The sequence below is a fragment of the Actinomycetota bacterium genome, from assembly GCA_019347575.1.
In the GTDB taxonomy this organism is placed as follows: Bacteria; Actinomycetota; Nitriliruptoria; order Nitriliruptorales; family Nitriliruptoraceae; genus JAHWKY01.
The window spans coordinates 1-16,208 of record JAHWKY010000030.1 but is presented as its reverse complement, the minus strand read 5'-3'; the positions used below and the strand labels follow the sequence as shown (position 1 = coordinate 16,208).

Annotated in this window: 14 protein-coding genes; 7 read left to right on the top strand and 7 right to left on the bottom strand. The window is 71.0% G+C overall.

From position 1 onward, the window contains the following. The 3 genes from KY469_17325 to KY469_17315 are packed head-to-tail and all read right to left on the bottom strand — an operon-like array spanning position 1 to position 2,281. Positions 1 to 1,275: a nicotinate phosphoribosyltransferase gene (locus KY469_17325; GenBank protein MBW3664864.1), complete on the bottom strand. Its 1,275-nt coding sequence runs from the start codon at positions 1,273 to 1,275 to the stop codon at positions 1 to 3. A gap of 35 nt (positions 1,276 to 1,310) precedes the next feature. Next, positions 1,311 to 1,901 (bottom strand): isochorismatase family protein, encoded by a 591-nt coding sequence (locus tag KY469_17320; protein ID MBW3664863.1) that lies wholly within the window; start codon positions 1,899 to 1,901, stop codon positions 1,311 to 1,313. A gap of 5 nt (positions 1,902 to 1,906) precedes the next feature. Then, positions 1,907 to 2,281, bottom strand: coding sequence for a hypothetical protein (locus KY469_17315; protein ID MBW3664862.1), 375 nt, complete (start codon positions 2,279 to 2,281; stop codon positions 1,907 to 1,909). A 101-nt stretch (positions 2,282 to 2,382) separates the two neighbouring features. Here KY469_17315 and KY469_17310 point away from each other — a divergent pair, with 101 nt between their 5' ends. Continuing rightward, a complete protein-coding gene (locus tag KY469_17310; protein MBW3664861.1) occupies positions 2,383 to 2,715 on the top strand; it encodes a hypothetical protein in 333 nt (110 codons plus the stop codon). A 99-nt stretch (positions 2,716 to 2,814) separates the two neighbouring features. Next, positions 2,815 to 4,326: a S8 family serine peptidase gene (locus KY469_17305; protein MBW3664860.1), complete on the top strand. Its 1,512-nt coding sequence runs from the start codon at positions 2,815 to 2,817 to the stop codon at positions 4,324 to 4,326. Positions 4,327 to 5,550: 1,224 nt separating this feature from the next. Here the strand turns inward: KY469_17305 and KY469_17300 are convergent. Further along, positions 5,551 to 7,740, bottom strand: a complete 2,190-nt coding sequence (locus tag KY469_17300) for a cell wall-binding repeat-containing protein (GenBank protein ID MBW3664859.1) — start codon at positions 7,738 to 7,740, stop codon at positions 5,551 to 5,553. 252 nt (positions 7,741 to 7,992) lie between these two features. Next, complete coding sequence (locus KY469_17295) at positions 7,993 to 9,381, bottom strand: glycine--tRNA ligase (protein ID MBW3664858.1); 1,389 nt, start codon at positions 9,379 to 9,381, stop codon at positions 7,993 to 7,995. 78 nt (positions 9,382 to 9,459) lie between these two features. Here KY469_17295 and deoC point away from each other — a divergent pair, with 78 nt between their 5' ends. Next, positions 9,460 to 10,437 (top strand): deoxyribose-phosphate aldolase, encoded by a 978-nt coding sequence (deoC, locus tag KY469_17290; GenBank protein MBW3664857.1) that lies wholly within the window; start codon positions 9,460 to 9,462, stop codon positions 10,435 to 10,437. Here deoC and KY469_17285 read toward each other — a convergent pair. After that, positions 10,419 to 11,567: a cation:proton antiporter gene (locus KY469_17285; GenBank protein MBW3664856.1), complete on the bottom strand. Its 1,149-nt coding sequence runs from the start codon at positions 11,565 to 11,567 to the stop codon at positions 10,419 to 10,421. The two genes, deoC and KY469_17285, sit on opposite strands and share 19 nt — an antisense overlap. Then, complete coding sequence (locus tag KY469_17280) at positions 11,568 to 12,068, bottom strand: potassium transporter TrkA (protein ID MBW3664855.1); 501 nt, start codon at positions 12,066 to 12,068, stop codon at positions 11,568 to 11,570. It lies immediately after the preceding gene. Between the two features lie 121 nt (positions 12,069 to 12,189). On the opposite strand from KY469_17280, the gene KY469_17275 reads away from it, so the two are divergent. The 4 genes from KY469_17275 to KY469_17260 all read left to right on the top strand — a co-directional run. Further along, positions 12,190 to 13,698, top strand: coding sequence for an aldehyde dehydrogenase family protein (locus tag KY469_17275; protein MBW3664854.1), 1,509 nt, complete (start codon positions 12,190 to 12,192; stop codon positions 13,696 to 13,698). A 26-nt stretch (positions 13,699 to 13,724) separates the two neighbouring features. Beyond that, positions 13,725 to 14,603 carry an aldehyde dehydrogenase family protein gene (locus tag KY469_17270; GenBank protein MBW3664853.1) on the top strand — a complete coding sequence of 293 codons (879 nt, stop codon included), beginning with the start codon at positions 13,725 to 13,727 and terminating at the stop codon, positions 14,601 to 14,603. A gap of 7 nt (positions 14,604 to 14,610) precedes the next feature. Further along, positions 14,611 to 15,231: a maleylpyruvate isomerase N-terminal domain-containing protein gene (locus tag KY469_17265; GenBank protein MBW3664852.1), complete on the top strand. Its 621-nt coding sequence runs from the start codon at positions 14,611 to 14,613 to the stop codon at positions 15,229 to 15,231. Between the two features lie 22 nt (positions 15,232 to 15,253). Continuing rightward, positions 15,254 to 16,208 (top strand): thioesterase family protein (locus tag KY469_17260; GenBank protein MBW3664851.1); only part of this gene is annotated, 955 nt, incomplete at its 3' end.

Genomic DNA, 16,208 nt, shown 5'->3' with positions numbered 1-16,208 from the left:
TCACGCCACCTCGCGCGCGCGTACCTCGGCAGCAAGTTGCCGTAGCGCGTCCGAGACCCTCGGGACCGGCGGGGGGTCGGGGCCCGGAAGCCGGGTCCACGCGTCGGGTAGCCGTGCCAGCTGGTCGGCGGCACGCTCCCGGGCTTCGCCCAGGGCCGTGCCGAGCAGCACCTCGCCGTCCCGCCACGCCGGGAGCAGCAGGGGCTCGCCCGGCGCATCGCCAGCCCTGACGTCGAGCACGTCGCTACCCAGGCCGTCCGGCCGTCTGACCTGCTTGGGACCCGGGAGCAGCTCCTTGCCGGTCGAGTACTTCGCCCTCGGCACGCCGTCGTAGGCCACCAGCTTGTACACGATGTCGAGCGCCGGATAGTCGCGTGACACGGCCAGGGCCGTGCCCACTCCGAACCCGTCGATCGGGGCGCCGGCGGCGACGAGCGCCGCGATGCGCTCCTCGTCCAGACCTCCGGACGCGAAGACGCGCACCTTCCGCAGGCCGGCGCTGTCCAGCTGGGAGCGGGTGCTGCGGGCGAGCTCGTCGAGCGGTTCGGAGTCGAGGCGGACGGCCTGGACCGCGATGTCCTCGGTGGCGAGCTCGTGGGCGACCGCGATCGCGTTGGCCACGCCGGCCTCGGTGTCGTAGGTGTCCACGAGCAGCGTCACTCCGTGGGGGTGGTCACGGGCGAAGCGACGGAACGCCTCGCGCTCGTCGTCGTGGGCCTGCACGTACGCGTGGGCCATCGTTCCCGTGATGGGCAGGCCGAACCGGCGGCCGGCCTCGACGTTGGAGGTCGCGCCAGCTCCGGCCAGGTAGCTGCACCGGGCGGCACGCATCCCGGCCTCGAACCCGTGCGCGCGTCGGAAACCGAAGTCGACGACGCTGCGTCCTTCGGCGGCGATCACGCACCGCGCGGCCTCGGTCGCGAGCAGCGTGTCGAGGTGGACGACGTTGAGCAGCGCGGTCTCGAGCAGCTGGGCCACGGGCAGCGGAGCGGTGAACTCCAGCAACGGCTCGTCGCCCAGGACCACCGTGCCCTCCGGGACCGCCACCAGCTCGCCTTCGGTCTCGAAGGTCGAGAACCACTCGAGCGCCCCGTCTCCCACACCCTGTTCCCGCAGGTAGTCGAGTTCGGGGCCGCCGAAGCGGTACCCCGCGAGGGTCTCGTGGACGCGCTCGAGACCCGCAGCGAGCAGCCAGGGTCGCGCCCGGTGCGGGCGGACGAACAGGCTGAAGGTCGCAGCGCCGGTCATCCCGGCGGCGAGGTAGGACTCGACCATCCGGAGCTCGTAGAGGTCCGTGTGGAGCCCGAGGTTCACGCGAGTGTCACGCCCGCCTCGACCATCTCGTCGTTCGCGCGGTCGCCGTCGCCCGGCTCGCGCTCGACCGGGGCGGTCGCGTGCCGCAGGACGACCGTGTCGTAACCGCGCTCGACCGCGTCGAGGGCCGACGCCCTGACGCACACGTCCTGGGCGAGACCGACGATGACCACCCGCTCGATGCCACGCTCCCGGAGCACCCCGTCGAGGTCGGTGGGGTCCTCCTCGCCCGTCTCCGGATCGCGCACGGTGAAGGCGCTGTAGCCGTCCTCGCCCTCGACGCCCTTGCGGATCACGGGTCCGGGGATCACGACGAGGTCGGGGTGCAAGGCTGCACCCCAGGTGCCCTTGACGCAGTGGACGGGCCAGATGCCGCCGTCCTTCTCGAAGTGCGGCGTGACCTCGGGGTGCCAGTCCTGGGTGTAGACGATCGTCGCGCGCGCCTCGTCGGCCGAACGTACGGCATCGTTGATGGCGGGGATGACCTCGTCGCCGCCCGGCACGTACAGGCGACCGTCGGGATCGGCGAAGTCGTTCTGGACGTCGACGACGACCAGCGCGGTGGCGGGGTCCCACGTGGTCGGCATGTGCCTCAGAGCAGGTCGCGGATCTCGTTGAGCTTCCGTCGCACCCTAGCCAAGCGCGCGCTGGCCGTGGCGGCCTCCTCATCGGTCGTTCGTGGGTGTCGCAGCCGCTCGGTGAGGACGCGGACCTCGAGGGTCAGCAGCTCGACCTCGGTACGGACCCGCGCGACCGCATCGGCTGACGACAGCGGCCTGGCGACGATGGCCTCGTGGAGGACCTTGAGAGCGCGGTCGTCGCTCTCGATGAAGTCGCGCGTCACGTCAGCCTCGACGAGGATCGTGTCGAGATCGGGTAGCGACCGGTCGTAGGGGTAGGCGAGCAGGTAGTCCTCGAGACGTGCCAGCGCGACATCCCAGGAGGAGATCGGAGAGGTGTCGTCCAACCCTGCACCTCCATGAACCGCTCGAGACGGCAGGGTACCGACTCCTCCGCGTGTGGCGTCGCAGGTGGCGGGCGCCGGCACCGGGCGACGCGTGTGCGACCATGCGACCCGTGGACCGCATCCCCTCACCCAAGGACCTGCGCGGCGCCGCCGCGGTGGCGCAGTCGCTCGCGTACGTCGTCGGACTCGCCGGCGTCGTCGCGGGGGGGTTGGCGTTCTCCGACGGGGACACCGCCGGCGCGGTCATCGTCTGGGTCCTCACCTTCGCCGCGGGCGCGCTGCTGATGATCGTCGCGTTCCTGACCCGCGGCATGGCCGCACTGTTGGCACGGATCGCGCGCATGGAGAGCGATCTGGCCCAGCTCGTGGCGGACCGGGGCGGAACACCGGAGCCGGGACGCGACCCCTGGGGGCGCCACACCCCACCCTACTGAGACGTGCGCTGCGCGCACGCAACGCCGCGTATCTGCCTAGTCACTTTCAGCTAGTTACGGTCCGTGCCGTTACCCGTAGTGGAGGCAGAGGGGTTAACGATGGCCCGGATAAGCCGTACCGCCGTCGCGGTCGCGACGCTGCTGGTGCTCGGTGGCCTCTTCGCCGCGCCACCACCTGCGACCACGTGGATCGTCGGACTGGCACCCGGTGCCACGGCCGCGGACCTCGATGCGGGGCGGGTGACGGCGGTCCTCGACGACCTCGACGTCGCCCTCGTGGCCGCTGACCGACTCGCTGCGGAACGCCTCGATCGCGATCCCGACACCGTCTTCGTCGCCGCCGATCGGAGCCTGACGCCGACGGCTGCCAGCGACGCCGACGCGCTCCCGCGCTACAGCGGTGGCGACAAGTTGGGGATGAAGGCCGCCTGGCGCCACGGTCTGACCGGGGCGGGAGCGACGGTGGCGCTGGTCGACACCGGGGTCTCCGATCACCCCGACCTGGCCGGGCGGGTGATCCACGGCCAGAACTTCGCGGGCGACGGCACCAGCGACGACGTGTACGGGCACGGGACCGTCATGGCCGGCCTGATCGCCGGTGATGGCACCGCGAGCGGGGGCCGCTGGATGGGCGCGGCTCCGGGGGCGAGCATCCTGTCGGTCAAGGTCGCCGGCGCCGACGGAGCCACCGACGTCAGCCAGGTGCTCGCGGCGCTGCAGTGGACGGTCAGCCACCGCGAGGTGTACGGCGTCGACGTCCTGCTCCTCGCCTACGCGACCGATAGCCAGCAGTCCGCGACGGTCGATCCCCTCGCCTACGCCGTCCAGCGCGTGCACGCCGCGGGCATCGTGCCGGTCGCGACCGCCGGCAACGGCGGCACGGACGCCGCCGTCACCAACCCTGGCGCAGCACCGGCGGCGTTGACGGTCGGGGCGTTCGACCACGACGCCGGCAGCGCGGCCGCGTTCTCCGCCACCGCCACGACCGTCGACGGGCTCGCGAAGCCCGAACTGCTCGCGACCGGGACGCACCTGGTCGCGCCCGTCGATCCCAGCTCGACGGTGGCCACCGAGAACCCGGACGCGCTGCAGGACGCGAGCTACATCCGCGGCTCGGGCACGTCACACGCCGCGGCTCTCGTGGCCGGCGCCACCGCCGTGCTCGTGCAGGCTCACCCCGACGACGACGTCGACACGATCCGGGCTCGCGTCGTGTCCGGTGCCCACTACCCCAGCGGTAACGGGCGGGGCGACGGGGCGGGCTGGTTCCAGTGGCGGAAGGTGGACCGGGGGCAGCTCGCCCCGCTGGAGCCGGCCTTCAGCGGTGACGGATCCGGTTCGCTCCAGGCCGCCCGCGGCACCAGCGTCGTGTACGTCGACGGTGAGGCCGTCGAGGGCGAGGTCGACGTGTTCGGCAACGCCTGGGACCCCAAGACGTGGACGAGCTCGAGTTGGAACAGCTCGTCCTGGAACTCCTCGAGCTGGAACAGCTCCTCGTGGAACTCCTCGAGCTGGAACGGCTCGTCGTGGGACTCCTCGTCCTGGAACAGCTCGAGCTGGTCGTGGTCGTCCTGGGCGAGCTCTACCTGGAACACGGCGGCCTGGCGGTGATCGCGGCCGCCGCCCCTCCCCCATCCACCTCCGTGCGTGGCTACGTCTTCACGTTGGTCACGGCGGCCGTCGTGCTGGTCACCGCAGCCGTGACGCTCGTGCCCGACACGCTCTCTCCCAACTGGTTCGGCGCATTCCTGCTCGCCACCGCCGTCACCGAGATGCCGCTCGTGATGCGACGGATCGGCCGGCAGAGGTGGGGCTGGGGCCTCTCGGAAGCGATCGTCGCCGTCGGGATGTTCGTGCTGTCGCCCGGGTGGCTCATGCTCGCCAGCGGCGGCGGCATGTACCTGGGTCGCTGGGGCCGCCGAGAACCGTTGAAGCAGGTCTTCAACGCCGCTCAGCACGCCCTCGCCGCAGGCGGCGCATCCATGGTGGCGTGGCTCGTCGCCCCGGACGGGCTGCACCTCGGTGCCGCCGCCATCGGGATGGCCTTCTACTTCCTGGTGAACAACACGCTCGTCGGTGTCGCCATCGCTCGGTCCTCCGGTCAGCCCCTGCACGCCGTGCTGCGCCAGAACGTGCTCATCCTCATGGTTGGGTGGGCCGCGAACACCTCGCTGGGGCTCGCGGCCGTGCGGTTCCTCGACGAGCCGTGGCAGATGGCCCTGCTGGTCTTCCCGCTGATCCCCGCCCACGCCGCGTACTACTCCCAGGTGCAGAGGGCGGAGGAGGAGCGCGCGCTGCGGCTGCTCTTCGAACGGGTCAGCCTGGCGGAGGCCGACGGGCACGCCGTGATCAGCTCGATCCTGCACGCGGCTCTCGAGGCGTTCGAGGCGACGCGCGCCCAGGTCGTCGCCGCACGACCCGACGGCTCGGTTCGGTGGCAGGCGTGGCGTCACCGGGACGACGTCGCCGTGATGATCGACGAGCTCAGCACGACGCTGCTGCTCGAACGGATGCGGGGCGTCGGCGTGAAGCGTCTGCGACGGCCGTTCGGAGACATGCCTCGCGCGCTCATCGCTCCGCTCGAGTGCCTCGACCCCGAGGAACACGTGCTGCTGGTGGTCGTCGAGGACGAGCGCCCCGTGGGGTTCAGCCGCAGCGACGAGCGCATCGTGTCGTCGTTCGCCACGTGCGCGTCAGAGCGATTGCGCCTGGCTCAGGCGTTCGAGAACCGGGGCGATCGGTCCTCCGGGGAGCGCCCGCGCCACCTCGACACCGACGCCCACGTCCGGGACCTGCAGCTGCGTTGAACAGCGACGCCGCCCCCGCCTTTTCCGACTAGGCGGGATCGCCCTCGCTGGCGAACTGCGCCGCCTGCTGGGCGGTGTCCTCCGAGATCGCCAGCACCCCACCGAGCACCTTGAGGGTGTGCGCGCCTGTACGGGTGAGCTCCTCCTGTGACGGGTCCGGTACGGCGTCGCGCGTCACTAGCACGATCGGAGCAGGTAGAGCTGCAGCGGCCGCGCCTCCCGCGAGCGCGTCCGGGAAGGTCGTCCCGGTCGCCAGGAACACGGCGGCGGACTCACCCGGGAAGGTGCGTTCCGCGATCGCGGCCGCGGTCGCGTAGCGGTCGGCGCCGGCGATCCGCTGCAAGTCGGGTGTGATCTCCGCGAGCCGCCGAGCCACCTCCGGCGTGATCACCTCCTCGCCTCCCAGCAGGATGATCCGCTCTGGGGCGAGGCGTTCCAGCATCGCCTCGACGGCGACCGGGACGTCGTCCCTGGTCACGAGCAGCAGGGGGGCGTCGTCACTCCCCGCCGCGGGCACGCCCGCCAGCGCGTCGGGGAAGGTCTCGCCGGTGGCCACGTACGCCGTGCCGAGCGGGGCGGCGAAGTACGCTGCCGCGACTGCCGCGGCCGTCTCGTACCGGGTCGCCCCCGCCACCCGCCGTAGGGGTGCGCCAGCTGCAGCACCGGCTCGCTCCGCCACCTCCAACTCGACGGCGTCAGGTCCCCCGACGATCGTGACCCGACGTGGCGCGAGCCGACGCAGCTCGTCCGCGACCGGCTGCGGCAGGACGTCGGGGCGCGTGAGCAGCACCGGGCTCCCGACCGTCGCCGCGGCAGCACCAGCGCTGAGCGCGTCAGGGAAGCGCTCGCCGCTGACCAAGAAGACCTCATCGAGCCCCGAGTCGAACGTCGTGCGGCTGATGGTGACGGCGGTCTCGTACCGATCGCTCCCCGCCAGACGCTCGATGGTCGTGCCCGGCGCGGGCGCGGGAACGGGCTCGTCGTCACCGTCGCTGATCGGGGGTAGCGGTGCGATCGAGGGAGACGGGCTCGGCGACGGCGACGGACTGGGCGACGGCGACGGGCTCGGCGAGGGGGACGGAGAGGGTGACGGACTGGGCGAGGGTGACGGACTGGGCGAGGGTGACGGGGACGGCGACGCGGCGACGAACGTCTGCAGTGTTGCTCCCGCGTCGACCCGTCCGAACCTGACGATGTCACCGACGGGGATCGCCGTCGTCGAGAGCGCGGTTCTGACCTGTTCGTTCGTCGGTCGGGCTCCGAGCGCGAACGCCATGCCAGCGATCCCGGCGACGATCGGGCTGGCGGCGGAGGTCCCGCAGAACCACGAGTACCGGCGCGACGGGTCGAAGTCGGTCGACGGCGTGCATCCAGGAGCGGCGACGTCGACCCAACCGCCGTGCGAGGACCACGAGTAGCGCTGGTCGAACTCGTCCACCGCGGCGACCCCGATGACCTCGTCGTAGGCGGCGGGATAGACGAGGTCGGTCGTCCCGGCGTTGCCGGCCGCGGCGACCAACAGGACGCCGCGTTGCTCGGCGTAGGTCACCGCCGACTGGAGGGTGCTCGAGGGGTTGGATGAGCCGAGGCTCATGTTGATGATGTCGGCGCCCTGGTCGGTCGCGTACACGAGCCCCGACGCCACGCTCGACAGGCTTCCCCGGCCCTGCTCGTCCAGCACCTTCACATCCAGGATGGAGCAGGTCCAGCACGGCCCGGCGACACCACGTCCGTTGTCGGTGCGTGCGGTGGCTGCCCCGGCCGCCAGCGTGCCGTGCCCGTGATCGTCGTCCGCCTGCGCCGCCGGATCGATGAAGTTCGCCTCACCCACGACCGAGCCTTGGAGGTCCTCATGTGACTCATCCACACCCGTGTCGAGAACCGCTATAAGGACCTCTTCGTCCCCCACCGAGATCGACCACGCCTCCGGCGCACGCACGAGTTCAGCACTCCACTGGAACTCGTAGAGAGGGTCGTTGGGGAGTCGCGTCAGGAGCGTGACGGGAGCGTCGCGCTCGACGAACGCGACCGCGCTGGACCTCGACAGGTCTCGTAACGCTTCCGGGGCGCGCCGTGTGGGCACCTCGATGATGTGGATGCCGAGCCGAGCGATGCGGCCGACAACATCCCCACCAGCGGCTGCGACCGCCGCCTCGAACCGTTCCGACGAGGACTGGGCTGGCTGCGCGAGCAGATGCTCGTGATCCGGAGTCGGCACTACCGCGACACCCGCCGCGGTAGCGGTAGGGATCACCGACTCCGTGCTCGCGCCGGTCGAGACGACGACTACCAGCAAGAGGAGGAACGCGAACGACCCGACAGTGCGCGACCCGGCTCGACCGGTCGTCGGCGGTCGGCGCCCGGGTGCTATCTCGTGATCGAGCGTCCTCACCTTTGGAGCGTACGGGCGGCCCCGATCACCTCGCCCGTCCGGTGGTACAGCGTTACACCAGGATCGAGGTCACTGCGGTCACCGCGGCAGTCGCTCCCGGAGGTGGTCGACCAGGCGGTCGATGGCGACGCGGTCCTGCGCCATCGTGTCGCGATCGCGGACCGTGACGGCCTGGTCGTCGAGCGAGTCGAAGTCGACCGTGACGCAGTAGGGGGTGCCGACCTCGTCCTGGCGGCGGTAGCGGCGACCGATCGACTGGGTCTCGTCGTAGTCGCACATCCACTCGGTCTTGACGATGTCGAACACGCGCCTGGCGGTCGGCTGGAGCGTGTCCTTCTTGCTCAGCGGCAGGACCGCGACCTTGATGGGCGCCAGCCGCTTGTCGAGAGCGAGCAGCACGCGCTCCTCGGTTCCGCCCTCCGCGGTCGGCGCCTGCTCCACGCGGTACGCGTCGTAGAGGAACCCCAGGGTCGCTCGGGTCGCACCCGCCGCCGGCTCGATCACGTAGGGGTGGTAGCGCCGGTCGTTGGGCTGGTCGTAGTAGCTGAGATCCTGGTTGCTGACCTTCTCGTGCGCCTTGAGATCGAAGTCGGTGCGGTTGGCGATCCCCTCGAGCTCGGACCAGCCCATGGACTCGTCGGGGAAGTAGTACTCGACGTCTACGGTCCGCTTGGCGTAGTGGCTGAGTTCGTCGGCGTCGTGCTCGCGGATGCGCAGGTTCTCGTGGCGGATACCGAGGTCGACGTACCAGCGCAGACGCTCGTCGATCCAGTACTGGTGCCACTCCTCGTCGGTCCCCGGTTCGACGAAGAACTCCATCTCCATCTGCTCGAACTCGCGGGTACGGAAGATGAAGTTGCCCGGTGTGATCTCGTTGCGGAAGGACTTGCCCATCTGAGCGATGCCGAAGGGCACCTTCTGCCGGCTCGCGCGCTGCACGGTGGCGAAGTCGACGAACATCCCCTGGGCGGTCTCGGGGCGCAGCCACACCACCGCGTTGTCGTCCTCGATGGGTCCGTGGAAGGTCTTGAACATGAGGTTGAAGTTGCGCGGGTCCGTGAGCGTCCCGCCGTCATCGGGACACGTGACCGGCCCGTCATCACCGCGTTCAGTGGCCGCCTCCTCGAGGTGGTCGAGGCGCCAACGCTTGTGGCACACGGTGCACTCGACGAGCGGATCGGTGAAGTTCTCGAGGTGACCCGACGCCTCCCACACCTGGGGCGCCATCATGATGGCGCTGTCGAGCCCGACGATGTCGTCACGCAGCTGCACCATCGAACGCCACCACTGGCGCTTGATGTTCTCCTTCAGTTCCACGCCGAGCGGGCCGTAGTCCCAGGTCGAGCGCAGCCCGCCGTAGATCTCCGACGACGGGAAGACCAGTCCGCGCTTCTTGCTGAGCTCCACGATGGTGGGCAAGTCGGCCTCGACCGAGGGCGTGGTGGCATCGTCCGACGTGGGGGGCATGGGGGAAGCCTCGCGAGGTCGCGGCGACCCTGGCTGGACCGCCTCGTCTGGACGGCGAGCGTACCCTTCGGTTCCACCCTGCCCGGAGCCGCCGTGAGCCAGACGCTCGTCCCGCTCGATGCCGAGGCGGTGCGTCACGCGGCGGGATCGGAGGCGGCGCTCGCCCGGTTCCTGTACGGCCTGCCGGGAGTCGACCAGGTCGGGGCAGACGAGCGGGCAGCGTGGCTGACCAAGCGCTCGATCAAGCGTGACGCCAAGGTCCGCGCACTGCGCACCGCCATCGCGATGACCGACCTGACCACCCTCGAGGGCCAGGACACGCCGGGCAAGGTCCGAGCGCTGGCGCACAAGGCGCTGCGCCCCGCCCCCGGCGACGACACGGTGCCCCACTGCGCCGCCCTGTGCGTGTACGGCGACCTCGTGCCCACCGCGGTCGAGGTGCTCGCCGGCAGCGGGGTCGCGGTGGCTGCCGTGGCGACCGCCTTCCCGTCGGGGCGCGCCCCGCTGCCCGTGAAGCTCGCCGACACCCGTGCCGCGGTCGAGGCGGGCGCCGACGAGATCGACATGGTGATCGACCGAGGGGCGTTCCTCGCCGGACGCCTCGGTCAGGTCTTCGAGGAGATCGTCGCCACGAAGGAGGCGTGCGGATCAGCCCACCTCAAGGTCATCCTCGAGACCGGCGAGCTCGCGACCTACGACAACGTCCGCCGAGCGTCGTGGCTGGCACTGATCGCCGGTGCCGACTTCATCAAGACCTCCACCGGCAAGATCTCACCGGCCGCCACCCTGCCCGTGACGCTCGTCATGCTCGAGGCCGTGCGCGACTTCGCCCAGGCCACGGGGGAGGTCCGGGGCGTCAAAGCCGCGGGCGGTATCCGCACCGCGAAGGACGCCATCCGCTACCTCGTGCTGGTCAACGAGATCGCCGGGGCGGAATGGCTCCACCCCGACCGCTTCCGCATCGGGGCGTCGAGCCTCGTCAACGACGTGCTCATGCAGCTCGAGAAGCAGGCGACGGGGCGCTACGCGGGGCCCGACTACTTCACGCGCGACTGATACGCGCTCGACACGCGGACCAGCACGGGACCGGCGATGGCGAGGATCAGCACGTACGCCGCCGCCAGGGGACCCAGCCGTTCGTCGATCCCGGACGCCACACCGAGCTCGGCGATCACGATCGAGAACTCGCCCCGCGCGAGCATGGCCAGGCCGGCCCGGTTGCGGCCACGCTCACCGACGCCATCCCGGGTCGCACCCCACCGCACGACGGCGTACTTGGTCGCGCCGGTCACGACCGCGAGCAGGACCGCGGTCAGCAGCACGGGCGGGATGTCGCCCGGGTCGATCGTCAGGCTGAAGAACGTGAAGAAGAGCGCCGCGAACAGGTCACGCAGCGGCCGGAACAGCGCACGACTCACCTCCTGCGCGGGACCCGAGATCGCGATGCCGACCATGAACGCTCCCACCGCCGCGGAGACCTGGATCGCCTCGGCGGCACCGGCGACCAGCAGCGCCAGGCCGAAGGCTCCGAGCAGCATCGCCTCGGTGTGCTCGGTGAAGAGCCACGCGCTGATGGTGCCGCCGAACCGGATCGCCACCCCCAGCACGAGGAACGCAGCCGTGACGGCGAGTGCGACCTGGCCCACCAGCGAAGCGCCGGCTCCGCCGAGGAGCAGGACCCCGAGGATGGGCAGGTACAACGCCATCAGCAGGTCCTCGGCGACCAGGAGCGAGAGCATCCCGGGCGTCTCCCGGTTCCCCAGCCACCCCAACTCGTCGACCAGCTTGGCCACGATGCCGGACGAGGATGCGTAGGTCACGCCTCCCAGGACGATTGCCCCGAGATGGCCGAACCCGAGTACGAGCCCGAAGACGAACCCGGCACCCGCGTTCAGCACCAGGTCCAGCCCCGCGACCGGGGCGGTCCGGCGCAGACCGTCGATCAGCTCACGTCCGGAGTACTCCACCCCCAGCATGAGCAGCAACAGAATCACGCCGATCTCGGCGCCGGCCTCGAGGAACTCCTCGGCGGTGATGACGGGGACGAGACCGCCTTCGCCCAGGGCGAGACCGGCCAGGACGTACAGCGGGATCGCCGAGATGCCGATCCCGCCGGCGAGGCGAGCGACCAGCGACAGGATGAGCGCGACCGCCCCGAGCTCGATCAGGAGCGACCCGGTGTCCATCTAGCCCGGCCGCAGGAGGTCGGTGACACGGCGGATGTTCTCGGGGGTCCCGAGCACGACGACCGTGTCACCGGCCAGGAGCGTCGTCGCCGGGCCTGGGGTGACGTCGGTGTGATCGCGTCGGCGGAGGGCGACGACCGTGACGCCGGTCGTGGAACGCAACTCGAGCTGGCCGACGCTCCGGCCCACGGCCTCGCTGGTGTTGCCGACAGTGATCCAGTCGAACGCGAGGTTCGGGGCGACGTGCTGGAGCCGCTCGAGTCCGCGCACGACCTGGGACCCGCCGAGGAGCTCTGCGAGCAACACGCTGTCGCGCTCGTCGAGCGACACCAGGTGCTCGCTGGCGTCGGGATCGTCGGCGGATTCCAGGAACAGCTCCCGACGTCCGGTGTTGTGGACGAGCACCGACAGGTGGCGTCCGTCGCCGAGTCTGAACGCGAAGCGCTCGCCGACTCCCGGCAGCGAGGTCCGTTCGATCCGCCGCAGGGGTTCGTCGGGCACGATCAGCCCTCCGCACGCGAGGACGGACGAGGCTAGTCGGTCGTCCTCGGTCGGAGGCGGGTACGCGATCGAGCCCCGGTCGTCACGACGCGCCACCGGTGACCACGCGTACCCTTCGCCCATGACCACCCCATCCGAGCCCGCGACCAGCGACGCCGCAGTGGCGACCATCTCCGACGTGCCCGACCTGATCACCCCGACGTGGGAGTACGCCCCGGCGCCCGAGGCCCGGGAAATCGTCACGATCCGCTCGAGCTACGGGCTGTTCGTGGGCGGGGAGTTCGTCGAGAGCAGCGACGGTCGCGCCTTCAAGACCGTCAACCCGGCTTCGGAGGAGGTGCTGGCGGAGGTCACCGAGGCTGGACCGGCGGACGTCGACCGCGCCGTCACCGCCGCACGACGCGCGTACGACGACGTGTGGGGGCCGATGTCGGGGCGCGAACGCGCGAAGTACCTCTACCGCATCGCGCGCACCATCCAGGAGCGCGCCCGTGAGCTGGCGGTCCTCGAGACGCTCGACAACGGCAAGCCGATCCGCGAGACGCGCGACGTCGATGTGCCGCTCGCGGCGGCGCACTTCTTCCACCACGCCGGCTGGGCCGACAAGCTCGCCCACGCGGGCTACGGCGCCGACCCGCGGCCGCTCGGTGTCGCGGGACAGATCATCCCCTGGAACTTCCCGCTGCTGATGCTCGCCTGGAAGATCGCCCCCGCCCTCGCCTGTGGCAACACGGTGGTGCTCAAGCCAGCCGAAACGACCCCGCTGTCCGCGCTCGCCTTCGCCGAGATCTGCCAGCAGGCCGATCTGCCCCCCGGCGTCGTCAACATCGTGACCGGCGCGGGTGAGACGGGGCGCGCGGTGGTCGAGCACCCCGACGTCGACAAGGTCGCGTTCACCGGATCCACCGAGGTAGGCAAGCTCATCCGACGTGCCGTCGCCGGCACGCGCAAGAAGCTGACCCTGGAACTGGGAGGGAAAGCCGCCAACGTGGTGTTCGACGATGCGGCCCTCGACCAGGCCGTCGAGGGCATCGTCAACGGCATCTTCTTCAACCAGGGTCACGTCTGCTGCGCCGGCTCACGCCTCCTGGTCCAGGAGTCCGTCGTCGAGCCGGTGATGGACCGGCTGAAGCGCCGCCTCGGCAAGCTCCGGGTCGGCGACCCTCTCGACAAGAACACCGACCTGGGCGCGATCAACTCGTCAGAGCAGCTCGAGCGCATCACCGAGCTCGTCGAGGCCGGCGCCGCCGAGGGCGCGCACCTGTGGCAGGCCGAGTGCACCCTCCCCGAACGGGGGTGGTGGTTCCCACCGACGGTGTTCACCGAGGTGAGCCAGAGCCACCGCATCGCGCGCGAGGAGATCTTCGGCCCGGTGCTGTCGGTGCTGACCTTCCGCACGCCCGACGAGGCCGTGGACAAGGCCAACAACACCCCCTACGGGCTGTCGGCCGGTGTCTGGACCGAGAAGGGCAGCCGCATCCTGTGGATGGCGCAGCGCCTGCGCGCCGGCGTGGTGTGGGCCAACACGTTCAACCGCTTCGACCCCGCCTCGCCCTTCGGTGGCTACAAGGAGTCCGGGTTCGGACGCGAGGGCGGGCGCCACGGCCTGGAGGCGTACCTCGATGTCTGACGGCGCCGATGGGGAGGCGCGCCTCGATGTCTGACGGTGCCGGTCGGCTCGACGTGCGCAAGACCTACAAGCTGTACATCGGCGGGGCGTTCCCACGCTCCGAGTCGGGGCGCAGCTACGAGGTCACCGCCGCGGACGGCCGCTTCCTTGCCAACGCCGCGCGAGCCTCCCGCAAGGACCTGCGCGACGCGGTCGTCGCCGCCCGCAAGGCACAGCCCGGCTGGGCGGCCGCCACCGCCTACAACCGGGGGCAGGTGCTCTACCGCGTCGCCGAGGTCCTCGAGGGGCGACGCGAGCAGTTCGCGGCCGAGGTCGCCGCGGCGTGGGGCGTCGACGCAACCGCCGCCGCTGGTGAGGTCGACGCCGCCATCGACCGCTGGGTCTGGTACGCGGGGTGGTCCGACAAGATCGCCGTCGTGGACGGGGCGGCGAACCCGGTGGCGGGTCCCTACTTCAACTTCTCGATCCCCGAGCCGACTGGCGTGGTCGGGATCGTCGCCCCGCAGACCTCGCCGCTGCTCGGGCTCGTCAGCGTCATCGCCCCCGTCGTCGTCAGCGGCAACACCTGCGTGGTCATCGCGTCCCACCGAATGCCGCTCCCCGCGATCACGCTCAGCGAGGTGCTCGCGACCTCGGATGTGCCGGGCGGAGTCATCAACCTGCTGACCGGGCACGTCGAGGAGCTCGCCCCCCACCTCGCCGGACACATGGACGTCAACGCCATCGACCTCGCCGGCGTCGAGCCCGACGCGGCGGCGGAGCTGGAGGTCGCTGCTGCCGACAACATCAAGCGCGTCCTCCGACCGCCGACCGACGGCGAGCCGGACTGGACCGCCGAGCCCGACCCGCGCCGCATCCTGCGCTTCACCGAGACCAAGACGGTGTGGCACCCGATGGGCGTGTGACGGGCGCGTGAGCGAGGAGCCGCGCCCCGCCGAGCGTCGCTACCGCCTGCTCGACTCCGCACGTGTCGGCATCGCGGCGATCGAGCGCATCGCGGAGACCGTCACCGACTGGCAGGTCCCGACGCCCTGCACGCGGTGGGACGCTCACACGCTGGTCCGCCACCTGCACGCCATCGCGGCCGATTACCTGCAGTGGGCCGACGACGCGCCCGCCGACCGCACCCGTCCGCTGCTGCGGAGCGCCGAGCTCGCGTACCACAACGAGCAGGCCATGGTGCGTCTGCCGCTGCTGCCCGCCCGCACCCACCTGCAGGTGTTCAGCGGACACGCCAATCGCCACCTGCAGCTCGCCGACCGTCACTGGGACTGGCCGATGATGCTCGCCCCGTCGGCGGTGTGGACGGTCGGACAGCACGTCGGGGTGGCGGCCATCGAGTGGCACGTGCACGCGTGGGACCTCGCCCGATCCCAGGGCACCGACCACCGGCCTGGCGACACCGAGGTCCTCGCGGACGTGTGGCGAGCCCGCCTGGAGGGGCCCACGGGTCAGCCGCTCGACGGGGACCACGATACCTGGGAGGCCGTCCTCATTGCCAGTGGTCGCGATCCCTCGTGGCAATCTGCGTGACCGGGCGACACAGGAGTGGCGTGTGAGCGTCTTCACCGATGACACGGCGGTCGAACCCGCGGGCGACGGCCGCTGGCGTGGGGAACTCACCGACCGCTGGCAGACGCCCGGGGGGACCCCCAACGGGGGCTACGTCCTCGCCGTGGCCGCCCGGGCGATGGCCGCCACGCTGCCCCATCCGCATCCGGCCTCCATCACGGGCCACTTCATCGCACCGCCGGCTGCCGGACCGACACAGCTCGAGGTCGAGGTCGTGCGCGCCGGCAAGCGCCACTCCACCGCGACGTGCCGGCTGGTCCAGGACGGACGCGAGGTCCTGCGGACGCTGGCCACGTTCACCGACCTGTCGCGTGCCGACGGTCCCACCCACGTCGCCGAGTCGCCACCTCCGCTCCCACCGCGTGAGGAGTGCAAGCGCATCAACGGCAGCGAGTACCCCGACGCCCCGACGCTCCTGCAACGGTTCGACTGGGCGACCCCCGAGGAGTTCCTCGGGTTCATGCGGGGGGAGAAGACGGGGCGCGGCGTCAACGGAGGGTGGATCCGCTTCGCCGACGCCGACGAGACCGACCCCCTGGCGCCCGTGCTCCTGGCGGACGCGTTCGCACCACCGGTCTTCAACCTCGAGGACGACGGCTCCAGGTATCAATACGAACCGACCCAAGGTGCTATCCAGCGCCGTGGCGAGCGCAGGCATCGAGCCGATCAGCACGAGCGCGATCGCCGGGACGAGCAGCGCCAGCAGCTTCTGCTGCTGCCGGGCCCCGCTCGCTCTGGCCTTGACCTCGTCCTCCAGCCTTTCCTCGAACGCGAGCCGATCGGCGAGGCCCGCCAGGAGGTCCGCGGCGCGGGCGCTCGCGAGCCGTTCCTCCGCGGCCATTCCCAGCGTCTCCAGAACGAGCGCCATGCGGCGATCCTTCACTCTCGCGGAGGCGGACCGGAGGCCACTATCCAAGCTCGCGCCGAGATCGAAGGCG